The 12,726-nt window shown below is 64.9% G+C and carries 12 protein-coding genes; 6 read left to right on the forward strand and 6 right to left on the reverse strand.

Annotated elements, in window-relative coordinates:
• The first annotated feature begins 57 nt into the window (after window positions 1-57).
• From FDP28_RS09375 to FDP28_RS09385, 3 genes are read left to right on the forward strand one after another with little or no spacing between them, the layout of a single operon-like run.
• Window positions 58-678 (forward strand): ECF transporter S component, encoded by a 621-nt coding sequence (locus FDP28_RS09375; protein ID WP_144660964.1) that lies wholly within the window; start codon window positions 58-60, stop codon window positions 676-678.
• The gene (locus FDP28_RS09380) at window positions 678-2,234 is read left to right on the forward strand and encodes an ABC transporter ATP-binding protein (RefSeq protein WP_144660967.1); all 1,557 of its coding nucleotides are present in this window, start codon (window positions 678-680) and stop codon (window positions 2,232-2,234) included. Before FDP28_RS09375 ends, FDP28_RS09380 begins: the two co-directional genes overlap by 1 nt.
• Window positions 2,231-3,025 (forward strand): energy-coupling factor transporter transmembrane component T family protein, encoded by a 795-nt coding sequence (locus FDP28_RS09385; protein ID WP_144660970.1) that lies wholly within the window; start codon window positions 2,231-2,233, stop codon window positions 3,023-3,025. The genes FDP28_RS09380 and FDP28_RS09385 overlap by 4 nt, the downstream gene beginning before the upstream one ends.
• A gap of 4 nt (window positions 3,026-3,029) precedes the next feature.
• Here the strand turns inward: FDP28_RS09385 and FDP28_RS09390 are convergent, their stop codons facing one another.
• Window positions 3,030-3,623, reverse strand: coding sequence for a GNAT family N-acetyltransferase (locus FDP28_RS09390; protein ID WP_144660973.1), 594 nt, complete (start codon window positions 3,621-3,623; stop codon window positions 3,030-3,032).
• A 33-nt stretch (window positions 3,624-3,656) separates the two neighbouring features.
• Window positions 3,657-5,768 (reverse strand): penicillin acylase family protein, encoded by a 2,112-nt coding sequence (locus FDP28_RS09395; protein WP_144660977.1) that lies wholly within the window; start codon window positions 5,766-5,768, stop codon window positions 3,657-3,659.
• A gap of 101 nt (window positions 5,769-5,869) precedes the next feature.
• Between FDP28_RS09395 and FDP28_RS09400 the strand changes: the two genes are divergently transcribed.
• Window positions 5,870-6,589: a siderophore-interacting protein gene (locus tag FDP28_RS09400; RefSeq protein WP_144660980.1), complete on the forward strand. Its 720-nt coding sequence runs from the start codon at window positions 5,870-5,872 to the stop codon at window positions 6,587-6,589.
• Window positions 6,590-6,593: 4 nt separating this feature from the next.
• Here FDP28_RS09400 and FDP28_RS09405 read toward each other — a convergent pair whose 3' ends face one another.
• Window positions 6,594-7,079, reverse strand: coding sequence for a hypothetical protein (locus FDP28_RS09405; RefSeq protein WP_144660985.1), 486 nt, complete (start codon window positions 7,077-7,079; stop codon window positions 6,594-6,596).
• Complete coding sequence (locus tag FDP28_RS09410) at window positions 7,076-8,068, reverse strand: WXG100 family type VII secretion target (RefSeq protein WP_186313575.1); 993 nt, start codon at window positions 8,066-8,068, stop codon at window positions 7,076-7,078. The genes FDP28_RS09405 and FDP28_RS09410 overlap by 4 nt, the downstream gene beginning before the upstream one ends.
• 181 nt (window positions 8,069-8,249) lie before the next feature.
• Between FDP28_RS09410 and FDP28_RS09415 the strand changes: the two genes are divergently transcribed.
• Complete coding sequence (locus tag FDP28_RS09415) at window positions 8,250-9,773, forward strand: UDP-N-acetylglucosamine 1-carboxyvinyltransferase (RefSeq protein WP_144660991.1); 1,524 nt, start codon at window positions 8,250-8,252, stop codon at window positions 9,771-9,773.
• 101 nt (window positions 9,774-9,874) lie between these two features.
• Here the strand turns inward: FDP28_RS09415 and FDP28_RS09420 are convergent, their stop codons facing one another.
• Complete coding sequence (locus FDP28_RS09420) at window positions 9,875-10,669, reverse strand: DUF559 domain-containing protein (protein ID WP_186313576.1); 795 nt, start codon at window positions 10,667-10,669, stop codon at window positions 9,875-9,877.
• A 255-nt stretch (window positions 10,670-10,924) separates the two neighbouring features.
• Here FDP28_RS09420 and FDP28_RS09425 point away from each other — a divergent pair, with 255 nt between their 5' ends.
• Window positions 10,925-12,121, forward strand: a complete 1,197-nt coding sequence (locus FDP28_RS09425) for a glutamate--cysteine ligase 2 (protein ID WP_144660997.1) — start codon at window positions 10,925-10,927, stop codon at window positions 12,119-12,121.
• Here FDP28_RS09425 and FDP28_RS09430 read toward each other — a convergent pair.
• Window positions 12,118-12,720: a hypothetical protein gene (locus tag FDP28_RS09430; protein ID WP_144661000.1), complete on the reverse strand. Its 603-nt coding sequence runs from the start codon at window positions 12,718-12,720 to the stop codon at window positions 12,118-12,120. The genes FDP28_RS09425 and FDP28_RS09430 overlap by 4 nt on opposite strands.
• Window positions 12,721-12,726 lie beyond the last annotated feature (6 nt).

Here is a 12,726-nt window from a genome sequence, read left to right on the forward strand (position 1 = left end):
ACGCCGGCCGGAAACCGGGGAGCACTTTCCCCTCCTGTAACCTCAGGAGGCAGAAAAATGACCACGGTAAACGTGAAGAAGACCAGTTACGGCTGGCGAGTTGTAGACATCGTAGTGGCAGCCCTCATCGCCATCGCCGGCGGTGTCATCTTCTGGGCCTGGTCCCAGGGCGCCGCGATCGTATCCATCCCCATGAACGCGGCCTACCCGCCCTTGACCGGCCTCATCGCCGGTGGCTGGATGATCCCCGCCGTCCTGGGCATGCTCATTATCCGCAAGCCCGGCGCAGCCCTGTTCTGCGAGGCTGTGGCCGCCACCGGCGAACTCATCATGGGCTCGCAGTACGGCACCACGGTGCTGATCTCCGGCATCCTGCAGGGCCTCGGCGCCGAGCTCATCTTCGCGGCGTTCCGCTACAAGAAGTTCAACCTGCCCACGTCGCTTCTCGCGGGTGCAGGTGCCGGACTCTTCTGCGGCCTCAACGACTCCTTCCTCCCGTGGGGCTGGAACATCGCCTATGAGGCCATCGACAAGCTCACCTACATCGCGTTCTGCACGCTTTCCGGCGCGATCATCGCAGGGGCCCTTTCCTGGGTGGCCACCCGCGGTCTGGCGAAGACGGGCGTTCTCAGCTCCTTCGCCTCGCGCAAGGCCGCTTCGGAGCCAGTCTTCAGCTGATGCCCGCTACACAGAGCGGTACGGTCAAGCCTGCCGCCATTACCGCCGAGGGGTGGGGGTGGCGGCATGCCGGGCGCTCCACGCCTGCCATCCAGGGCCTGGACCTGCGGATCGAGCCGGGGGAGCGGGTCCTCCTGCTGGGCCCTTCCGGGGTCGGCAAGTCCACGCTCCTGCACGCCCTGGCCGGGGTGCTGGGTGATGAGGAAGACGACTCGGACGAGACCGGCTCGCTGCTGATCGACAGCGTCGCGCCCCGCGAGTCCCGTGGCCGGGCGGGGCTGATGCAGCAGGACCCCGAAACCCAGGTGATCCTCTCGCGCGTGGGCGACGACGTCGCCTTCGGTGCGGAGAACTTGGCTGTGCCCCGGGACGAGATCTGGTCCCGCGTGCATGAAGCGCTCGACGACGTCGGCTTGCGTACCGCTGCCTGCGGCGGTTTGGCGTTGGACCACCCGACGGCGGCACTCTCCGGTGGCCAGAAGCAGCGGCTCGCGTTGGCGGGCATTCTGGCGATGCGGCCCGGGCTGATCCTGCTCGACGAGCCCACGGCCAACCTTGACCCCGCAGGCGTACTGGAGGTCCGGGACGCGGTGCGCCGCTGCCTGGACAAGACCGGTGCCACGCTGGTGGTCGTGGAGCACAGGGTGTCCGTGTGGAAGGACCTGGTGGACCGGATCGTGGTCCTGCAGCCCGGTTCTGCCGGTGGGGGAACACTGCTGGACGGGCCGCCGGACCAGGTTCTCTCCGAGGCACGATCCATGCTGATGGCAGCGGGCGTATGGGTACCCGGTTACGTTCCCGCGACCCGGGCACGGCTGCAGGCGGACGGTCCCCGCGAGCTGCTCCTCGTGGCCCAGGACTTGGCGGTTTCCCGGGAAAAGCCCAAGCGGAAGGGCTTCAGGACCATCCCGCCCGTTCCCGCGCAGAAAGACATCACGGCCCAGGTCAGGGCCGGCCAGGCACTGACCATTACCGGGCCGAACGGGGCCGGCAAGTCCACCTTCGCACTCACCTTGGCTGGTCTTCTGGCGCCGGTGGACGGCGCGGTGAGTGCCGGCGTCGAGCTTTCACAAGGAGCGGGCATTGACCCGTACAAATGGAAAGCCGATCAGCTGATCTCCCGGATTGGCACTGTCTTCCAGGAGCCGGAGCACCAATTCGTCACCGGCAAAGTCCTGGACGAGCTCATGTTCGGCCCCAGGCACCTCGGCCACGGCGAAGAGCGCGTTGACGAACTCGTGGAGCGGTTGAGGCTGGGCCATTTGGTGGACGCGAATCCCTACACCTTGTCCGGCGGGGAGAAGCGGAGGCTCTCAGTAGCCACAGTGCTGGCAGCCCACCCCAAGGTGCTGGTCCTGGATGAGCCCACGTTCGGTCAGGACGCCAATACCTGGGCAGAGCTGGCGTCGTTCCTTTCGGAGCTGCTCGATGCCGGGACGGCCGTCGTGTCGGTGACCCACGATCAGGAGTTCAGCGCGGTCCTGGGCGGGACGGAGCTGCGGCCGGGGCCGGCAACACAGGGCGAAGCAGCGCATCGGGAAGCGGGTGCCGCGTGAGGGATGCCCTGAACCTGAGCGGAAACCACGCACTCCTGACCCGGGCGAACCCCCTGGCGAAGTTCGTGGCCGTATTCTTCATCTCGCTGGTGCTGGCCCTGTCCATCGACTGGGTTTCGGCATCCACTGCGCTGATTGCGGAACTGGCACTTTTCCCGTTGGCCGGCCTGACGTTGCGGCTGTTGTGGCTTCGCGCGTGGCCGCTGATCATCGCGGCAGTGATCGGGGGCTGGAGCACCGCCATTGTGGCCGCCGACAGCGGCGCTGTACTGCTCGACGTCGGACTCTGGTCCATCAGCGAAGGTTCCCTTCAGCTGGGGCTGGGTTTCATGCTGCGCGGCTTGGCGATCGCCCTCCCGGCGATCCTGCTGATGTCGTGCACAGACCCGACCGACCTTGCCGACGCCTTGGCCCAGAAAGCGAGGCTGCCGCACCGCTTTGTCCTTGGTTCCCTTGCTGCCATGAGGCTGGTGGGCCTCATGGCGGAGGAATGGCAGACCATCGGAATGGCCCGACGCGCCCGGGGTGTCGGCTCTCAGGGCAGCCCGCTGCAGAGGCTCAAGGCGACGCTGGGGCAGAGTTTCGGTCTGCTGGTCCAGGCTGTCCGGCGGGCTTCGAGATTGGCCGTGACCATGGAAGCGCGCGGCTTCGGGGGCGGACAACGGACCTGGGCGCGCGAATCCACCTACTCACTCCTGGACGTGTGGGTGGTGCTCGGCGGGGTGCTGGTTGCCGCGGCCGCTGTGCTGACCGCTGTGGGTGCCGGGACGTGGAGCTTCGTCTGGCGCTAGCTGCCTAGCGCTGGCGCTGGATTTCCTCGAAGCCGGCGCGGGTCAGGAAGCCCAGTTGGGCTTCCTTTTCTTCCAGCTGGATGATCGGGCCCAATTCGAAGCAGGTGGCTTCGAGCCGGCGAAGGGCTTTGGCGTTGCGGGCATCCGGTTCCACGACGATCCTGTCCTTGCCCGGTACGGAGAACATGTACTTGATGAGCGAGGTTGCCAGGCGGGGCGTGAAGTGCGGGATGGGTCGGGTGGCCGGGGCGAGCAGGAGGTGCATTCCGATGTCCTCGGCCCGGGCCGGATAGGCCTCTCCCACGGGGTCGTGCAACGGCTCATAGGTCTGGAACAAAGCCAGCGGTTCGCCGTCGAGGATCACCAGGAACGCGTGGTGGGTGTCCAGTGAGTCAAGGAATTCGTAGATGCCCAGTACTTCCTCACGCGGCTTCTCCGTCATGCCCCAGAACCTGGCCCTGGGCTGCGAGACCCACTCGTGGATGAGTCCGATGTCCTCGGCCGGGATCAGGGGAACGATCCGCAGCGGGCCCCAGCCGTCGAGCTCCTCGGCGTAGACGGTGGTGCGGGCAGAGAAATCCTGTGCGGTGGTGGTCATGGTTTCCTTCGGTTGATGCGGCCGGTGCCGCTGTCAGGGGGTGTCTTTGGCCAGGGCGGACCAGTCGGTGGCCACGGGGACCAGCCGGCCGTCAGTCCACAGCGGGAGTTGGTCTGCGAAGTGCCTGTGGCCGGGGGTGCCTGCGGCTCCAAAAGGAACGACCCAGCGGCTGCCGGCCCGATCGCCCAGGTCCCAGACATAGCGGGCCACAGGACCCCTGAAACTTCGGTCCTCCACGCCAGGGAGGCTTTCGGTGCTCAGCACGCAACCGGTATCTCCGCCCAGGCCGGACGTGGGCACGCTTGCCGCGAGAGCCTCGGGGAGGACGTGAACTGCCAACAGCTTGTGCCGGTCACCCCAGGATGCCCGGTCCAGCGAAACGACTTCCAGTGCCGTGTCCTCCAACGCCGCCACAGCTTCCGTGTTCACGTCGATGCCCAGTTCCGGGGCCCGGGCCAGCAGTGTCTCCAGCGCGAAGCCGATGCGCGATGCCACCGACAACCACGGCCCGAACAAGGGGGAGTATCCGCTGGGCGTGTTCAACGGAGCCAGAGCCGCATGCCCATGGAAGCGCTGGACCACAGCACCGCGCCAAGCAGCGAAGAGCGCCGCTGGCTGGCTGTCCGCGTCCATCCGGCCATCCCAGGCCAGGAGTTGTGCCCTCACGTCCGCTGCCTTCAGGGAGAGCGCGCCAGGGTGCATTGAGCTCAGAATCCGCCGGAAGACGGGCCAAGGACCCAGCAACGTGTCAGTGTGGATGGCCTGCATATCGTCCACAGTGAGCGTTCCCGCAGGAGCGGAGTCCAGCAAGTGCCGGATGCGTGCGGCACGATGGGCGGGCGCGAACTCCATGGCTACGGTGTCTCCGCCTCCGGCCGCGCGGTCGTTGGCGCTCACGGCGAACCGCTGGACCTCGGTGCGGGGCAACGCTGCGTAGTGCCCGTCCCAGGCGTGACGCGCTGAAGGCGCCGGTGCGGGCAAACGGCGGTTTGCGGGATTGCGCTGTGGGACCAGTCCGGCAACGAAATGCCTCACCGCACCGGAGGAATCCGCGGCCACCACGCTGTTGACGGGCTCCACCCAGCCATCGAAGGCAGCTTCAACGTCGACGACGCTCCGGCTCCGAAGCAGCGGCAGGAGGGCCTCGAACCCCAACCGCCCCTCAACGCGCGCCGGAAAGCGCAAACTCAGTGCGCCGCCGTCGGGCGTTTCAGAGATCACCGGGCCTCGGGCAGTCTCGATGATCTCGACAATGACGGCGTCGCCGCCGCGGACCCTGATGGTCTCGGAACCCACGACGGCGGTTTCCCAGCCTTCCGGGCCGCGGGCCTCGATGTGTTCGCCGTCGGCGTCCCGGATCCGGCGGAGTTCCTCCACGAAGAGGTCCTGGTAATCTGCCATGGCGTTGGTGACGGCCCAAGCAGCGTGGCCGGTGTGGGCGAAGTGCGGCAAGCCCGGGACGCCGGGGAACGCGAAGCCCACGACGTCGAATTCCGGGCACGCGAGCCGCACCTGCTGGTACACGCCGGGCAGCTCCATGAGGCGGTGGGGGTCTCCGGCGATCAACGGCTGCCCGCTCGCCGTCGTGGAACCGTGGGCGGCCCAGGCGTTGCTTCCGGACCAGACCGGGGCTTCGATGCTGAACAGGTCGACGGCATTTTCACCGAGGGTCCGGGCGACGTGGGCGCGGAACATCTTGTTGGGGAACGTCGAGAAGAGGATATGGTGCACCAGGAAGACGCCGAGTGGGGTCCACGGTAGCCAGGGTTCCGGGGTGCAGTCGGCTTCATCGAACTCCGGGCCGCCGCGGAGCCCGTCGTCCAGGGCCTGGTTGATGCCGGCCACGTACTGGGCACACCAGCGCCGGGTCGGGTGCGGGAGCTTGTCGAAGCAGCGACGTGCCGTGTCATTGAGCCGGGCCTGCCGGACAAAACGGTCCCAGGCCACGGCGTCGGGACCTAGCACTTCCGCGGTGCGACCTTCCGACCGCCAGCGTTCCAGCTCGATCTGCCATGAGCGGTCCGCCGCTGCGTTACGGCCTTGGTGGAAAGCGAGTTCATCCGCCGATTCAGCCCAGAGATGCGGAATGCCCCAGTTGTCCCGGTAGCTCCCGGGACCACCTGGCGGGGCGGAAGGTGGCGTCATGTTCTCTGGCTGCTCTCTGGCTTAGGTTAGGCTTACTTAAGTTCAAGATAGGTGGCATCGGCTGCCCGCACAAATTGTGGCCGTTCGTGAAGGGGTGCTGGTTGAAGCGCAATTGGGAAGGCGTAGTGCTCAAGGTCATGGGTGCCAAGGATTTCACCTTGGAGGTCACCGGCCGGGAAGAGATCACGCCGGATTTCCTCCGTGTGCACGTCCGCGACGGCGGACTCCTGAAAGCCAGCGGCCTGCACCCCACCATGTGGATCCGGCTGTGGTTCGACGACTCCGGCAAGGCCCATCAGCGCGCCTACACCCTGGTGGACACGGATCCGGCCGCCGGCACGTTCAGCATGGACTTCGCAATGCACGGCGGGGTGGCGGCTGACTGGGCACGCACTGCCCAAGCCGGCGACACCATCGACGCCACCGTCCAAGGCAGCTCGTTCAGCTTTCCGCAGCCCGCGCCGCGCCGCATTTGGGTAGTGGGTGACCCTGCGTCCATTCCCGCCATCAACTCACTGCTGGACGCGCGGGGAGAGGCGCCAGTCACCGCCTGGCTTGAATACCAGCACGACGCCGATCCCTCCCTTGAGGTGCGGGCGTCGGCTTCCGATGTGGTCACCTGGATTCCGCGCAAACGCGACGGGGCTGCCCTGGTTGAGGAGGTGTGCGGTTCGCTGACGTCCGGTTCCGTGGCCGTGGCGGAGGACTTCTTCTGGATCGCGTGCGAAGCGTCAAGTACCCGGGCAATCGTCAAGCATTTGCGGAAGGGCTTGGGCGTGGACAAGCATCGGATTGATGCGTTGGGCTACTGGCGGGCCTAGGTCCTTACTCGCGCCAGTTCAGGAAGCCCTTTTTGCCTTCCGGAGGGGTGAGCACTACGTCCCGGCCATACTTCTTCTTCGCGTCGGCTCCGAAGAACGCATCCGGGACTATGCGGACTGCCTTGGCCACTTTACCGTCCTTCAGGAACACGAACAGCGCCGGTGATGCGGTGTACCGGTTCTCCTTGGTGAGGGGTTCGCCGAAGGCGTTCTCGATGTCCTTCGCCGGCGTTCCCGACAGGACAAACCCGGCCTGGTCCCACTCGAAGTCCGTGGCATCGGCCAGCTTCAAGGCAGTGCCATTGGTGGCGGAATCGAGCACTTTGCTGTTGAGTGACTCGTTCGATTCGGGCATAACGGTTCCTCCCAGGGAACAAGCGGCAAGAGTGAAGGCCAAGGCCAAGGCCAAGGTGAGCAGGCAGGCGAGAGTGACGCGGCCTGCGGAAGTCCGCAACCGCCGTCGGGCTTGTTGTTGGTGCGGGACGCTCACGAGGTTGTCCTCGACTCGTCGTTGAAGTCCGGGTCCTTGCCCGGGGCCGGTTCGGCGTTGTTCGCATCGCCCGTTTGGTCCATGGAAACTTCGTTGGACGGGTGCGGCAAGAGGTCCGGCCCCACCACCACGGTATCGCCGTTGTTCACGGCTTTCTCAATCAAATCGGCAAGCTCCTCAGCGCTGGCGTCCGGGTGGGCGATAGCCACGTTGCGGCCTACTTCATTGTTGTACAAATCCATGGCTTCGCGGGGAGCCGGGTTTCCGGGCAGCTGTTCGTGTGCCGTGGCGTAGTCCTCAGCCCATTCAGCGCCGAACTCCTTGACCATCAGGGCGTTCCAGTACGCGTGCCGGAAGGCGTCATTCTGGTCATCGTTCTGGTCGGCGCTGGGGAAGCGCTCATCCGCAACACTGAACGCGTCATCGTGGATGCCCTTGAAAGCGTTCATCTCGAATGGCCCGAGGCCGTTCAGCAGTTCTGCTTCCTTTTCGGTGACCACCCTTTGGTCAACCACAAAGCGCAGCGGGTCCCAGTCGCCGGGCCAATTGGTGGTCTTGGCGTCACTGACCTGGTACTGCTCCAGTATTTCCTGGGGCGACGGACGATGGTCATCCGTGGCAGCTACGGTTCCCGCCTTGACGGTCGGTAAAGTCCCAGGACCCTTGCCGGCGGAGCCAGGTGCGCCATCCGTGGATGCGGCAGATTGCTCGTCTGCATTGGCCAGCACTGACCGGGAGGCCTCGTCCATCTGCCGCGAGGTCCTCTCCAGCAGTGGTCGAAGGCTGCCCTGCCATTCAGCCGCGAAACGCTCTGAGTCATTGCCGCGCCAATGACCATTACGGGTGATGAGAGAGTCAAGCTCCCGGGCCCGGCCGGACAGCGCCAGGGCGCCGCTGGCCAGGGACTTTGAGAGTGCTTTGAGCTGGTCGACGTCGGCGCCGTAGAAAGGCATGTTTCCCCCTGTGGTTTCCAGTTCATGGTCAGCCATCTCTTCCCACGGAAACAATGGGTAGCGGTGCCCATGTGGAAATCTCCGTCCGGTGCTGCGCGCCGCCGTTTGCTGCGCGCCGCCGTCGTTCGTTATCGCATAAAACGGGTAGGTTGTGACGTTTGCCGCGCGAACCGCGTTTCAGTAGCCAGTTCTAACTCATTTGTGATATTTCTTGGGTATGACTCAACCTACCGCAGAACACGTCGGCCTCCTGCTCCGCAATGCACGTGGAGAAAAGGGCTGGACGCAGGGGCAGTTGGCTACTGAGCTGGGAACCAGCCAAAGCGCAATCGCCCGGATGGAGCAAGGTAAACAGAACCTGAGCCTCCGGATGATCGAACGCCTCGAGGCGATCTTCGGCCGTTCCATCGTTAAAGTAGGCAAACCGCAGATGACCCACCTGCGGGTGGAAGGCGGCCGGACGCTTTCGGGCGAAGTGGATGTCAACAGCAGCAAGAACGCCGGAGTGGCCCTGCTGTGCGCCAGCCTCATCAACCGCGGCACCACCACCCTGCGCCGTTTGGCACGGATCGAAGAGGTCAACCGGATTGTTGAAGTCCTGACATCCATCGGCGTGGAATGCACTTGGCTCAATGGCAGCGATCTGCGCATTCGCCGGCCCGAGGTCCTGGATCTTGAATCGATGGATGTCGACGCCGCCCGCCGTACCCGCAGCGTCATCATGCTGCTCGGACCGCTCCTGGATGAGACCAGCGAATACCTGCTGCCGTACGCCGGTGGATGCGACCTCGGCACCCGAACCGTTGAACCCCACATGCAGGCGCTGCGCGAGTTCGGCCTGACCGTTGAAGCAAAATCCGGATTCTATTCCGTGGCAGCTCCTCCGGCCGACGGACACCACCGCTCCTTCGTCCTGACCGAACGCGGCGACACGGTCACGGAAAACGCCATCATGGCCGCTGCCCACCGTGAAGGCACCACGGTGATCCGCAACGCCAGCCCGAACTACATGGTCCAGGACCTCTGCTTCTACCTGGAGGGCTTGGGTGTTGATATCCAGGGCGTCGGGACCACTACGCTGAAGATCACCGGCCGGCCGGCAATCGACGTGGACATCGAGTACTTCCCGTCCGAGGACCCCATCGAGGCCATGAGCCTGATCACCGCCGGCATCGTGACCAACTCCGAGGTCACCATCCGCCGCGTCCCCATTGAATTCATGGAGATCGAACTGGCCACCCTTGAGCAGATGGGCCAGAAACTGGAGGTCTCCGGTGAATACATGGCCCGCAACGGCCGCACCCGGTTGGTGGATGTGACCACCAAGCCTTCGGAGCTCCATGCCCCGCAGGACAAGATCCACCCGATGCCGTTCCCCGGTCTCAACATCGACAACCTGCCCTTCTTCGCCGTCATCGCCGGCAATGCCGAGGGCCAGACCATGATCCACGACTGGGTCTACGAGAACCGTGCCATTTACCTGACGGAACTGAACAAGCTCGGCGCCCAGGTGCAGCTCCTGGACCCGCACAGGATCTACGTCAACGGACCTACCAAGTGGCGTGCCGCCGAGGTCGGTTGCCCGCCTGCCCTGCGCCCCGCCGCCTGCCTGTTGCTGGCGATGCTGGCGGCCCGGGGCACCTCGGAGCTGCGCAACATCTACGTGATTGAGCGCGGCTATGAGGACTTGGCCGAGCGCCTGAACACCATCGGCGCAAAGGTCGAGTACTTCCAGGACTGATCTTCGGGGAATTCTGCTGGATCACCAGTGTGAGACATAGGAGGCAGGCCTGAGTGAAGGGCTTGCCTCCTCCTTCTCCACGTGATGATCCAGCAGAAAACTTAGGGACAGGGCCGGGTGTGTGGACGTCCCCTCGCAAGAAACCCATGAATCTGTGCCATGACATCGTCCGGGGAATTCCAGATCTGCTCGGGAGCAAAGCTCAGGATGTTGAAACCCCTTGCCTGCGCCGCGTTCAACCTGGCCATGTCCTTCCGCCACGCGTCCCTTGAACTGTGGAATTGATAGCCATTGACCTCCACGATCAGCCAGTCATCAATAAGGGTGTCCACCCGGCCCACGCCGGAGATACGGACTTGGCGTCTGAATGAGAGACCCTCTGATTCGAAGAGCAGACGGGCGCTGATCTCCGGAACGGACTCGGATAAACCATCGGCCATCCGGAGTCGTTTCCTCGCATTCCCGAAGTAGTTGGCCCGCAGCTCGCCCTCCAGGACGTCTCGCGAAACTCCGCGGTTTTTCATCGCGGACTGGGCCACGGCGATAGCGTCGACCTCCGGTAGGCACGTAAGAGCGTGAATGACAGTGTCTTCCAGGGATGCGACCGGCATATGGGACTCCGGGCCGAGCCTTGGACCGCCGTGCCGGATAAACCCCCGGCCTCTGTTGTGCTTGGTGGCCAAGTGAACTCTTCCCGGTTTGTCCTTAATCCAGAGGCCATAGCGGACGGCAGCGCTTGCGCACGTCAGAAGTCCGTTGTTCTTGAGGGCGAAGACAAACTCCGAATCTGCGGATGGCAAAGCCCATATGCCGTGCCGTGGTTGATAGGCTCCCTCGAGCTTCTTCAGGTCCGCCGGGGTGTGCCCGTGGGCCCTGAGAAGACCCACCTTGGCCACGCCACCTACTGATGACAGGAATTCGAACGCGTTCATGCATTCAGTCAGCCACGGGCTGGTGCCTTCCCAATCCGGAAACTTCGCGTATGTGGACAATTCTGCCGGATCATCGGCCTTGGCCCGCTTGCGTGACCCCGCTAATCCGCGGGTCGGCTCCGCTGCCAGTGGCGATGATCCAGCAGAATCCATTGCCGCAGCCCGCACCACACGCTCCACCCTGTGTTCTGGAAAGCCACTCGTGACGCAGAATGGAGCATGCGGACTTTCGGGGTGGAGGAAGAACTGCTCATTGTGGATCCGGTGACGGGCGCGCCCCTTGCCCTCGCGGATGCGCTTCTGGCTGGCCATGACGAGCCCGCGACGGCGACCGGCCTCAGCCCGGAGCTCAAGCTGGAACAAATCGAAACGCAAACACGCCCGTGTCACAGTTACGCCGACATCCTCCAGCAGATCCGCTGCGGCCGTGCGATGGCCGACCAAGCCGCACGGCAGCACGGCGCAAGGGTTGCTGCGATCGCGACCTCTCCGCTGGCCTCGAACACCCACACCACCCCGGACCCGCGCTACGCCGCCATGCTGGACCACTTCGGGATCATCGCTACCGAGCAGCTGACCTGCGGATTCCACGTGCACACGTCCGTGGAATCACCCGAAGAAGGCGTAGTGGTGCTGGACCATATCCGGGACAAGCTAGCCGTCCTCACGGCGCTCTCCGCGAATTCCCCCTACTGGCGCGGACTTCCCACGGGCTTTGACAGCTACCGCACGCAGGCGTGGAACCGGTGGCCGACGTCTGGTCCGTCCTCCCTTTTCGGATCGCTGACCGCCTATCGACGCGTGGTGCAGCGCTTGCTTGATACCGGGGTCATCCTGGATGAGGGCATGGTCTACTTCGACGCCAGGATTTCCAGAAACCACCCAACGGTGGAGGTCCGGGTGGCCGACGTCTGCCTACGGGCCGAGGACGCGGCGCTGATCGCTGTGCTGGTGCGGGCGCTGGTGGAGACGGCGTCGTTGGAAATGCTCGACGGCGTTGACCCCACCCCGGTGCCGACCGCCCTGCTGCGGATGGCGGGTTGGCGGGCCAGCAATTCCGGGCTGCGCGGAGACCTCCTGGACTTCGGCGATTTCCGGCCCCAGCCTGCGGCGGACGTGGTGTGGGCTTTGGTCGATTACCTAAGCCCCGTCTTGGATGACCAGGGTGAATTGACGCTCGTCAAGTCCGGTATTGCGGAGATCTTGGAGCGCGGCAACGGCGCACTCGAGCAGCGGGATGCTGCGGCACGATACAGCGGGAGGCACCGCGACGGGGCCACTCCGCCCGGAAGTCCTCCTGACGAAGAAACCCTTGCGGCCGTCGTTGCGCATGCTGCGAAAGTGACTGTGCGTGGCAGCGCTCCGGCCGGGCCCAAGGACCCCTCTCCCATGATGACAAGGGTGCGGCGGCCCTAGTCGTCCTTCTGTTCAGCGTCCGCAGGGTCTTCAGCCCAGGTCATCAGATATGTGCCCACGGCCCCTTCAGTGAGATAGAAGACGAAGGGCGGAATGTCTTTGGCCGTTGCAAGGACCACTCCGGAAACAGCGGCCACCCCGGCCGCCGTGATGCCCACCCATCGTTTGGCGGGGGACTTCAGGAGGCTGCCTCCCAGTGCCGCGAGACCCGCCACGTGCAGCCAGGAGTAACCGAGGAACGGTGCGTTGGATCCCCGGAATGAAGCGAAACGCTCGAGGTCCGACGCGCGGCGGCTCAGGCTGTAGATGAAAAGCGGAGCTCCTGCGAGCAAGGCCGTAGCAGCCGTGGAAGCCCACGTTTTGGAGGCGCCGGGACGTTGCGCGCCGGCAAAGGCCGCGATGCCGAGCGGCACCGCGGCTGTTCCCGCAGCGGCCAAATGATGTCCGATGATCCAGCCCCGTTCACCGTGGACGAGCAGCCGCAAACGCTCGGCCGGATCCAGCGTGGTGTACACGCGTGGCACCGGAGAAATCCCCACAAGCCACACCACCGAACCCGCAACGATGACAGCCCCCGCCCGGCGGTATGGATGCCTCATGCCAGC

Origin of the sequence: Paenarthrobacter nicotinovorans (assembly GCF_007670255.1) — a bacterium.
Lineage (GTDB): Bacteria > Actinomycetota > Actinomycetes > Actinomycetales > Micrococcaceae > Arthrobacter > Arthrobacter nicotinovorans_B.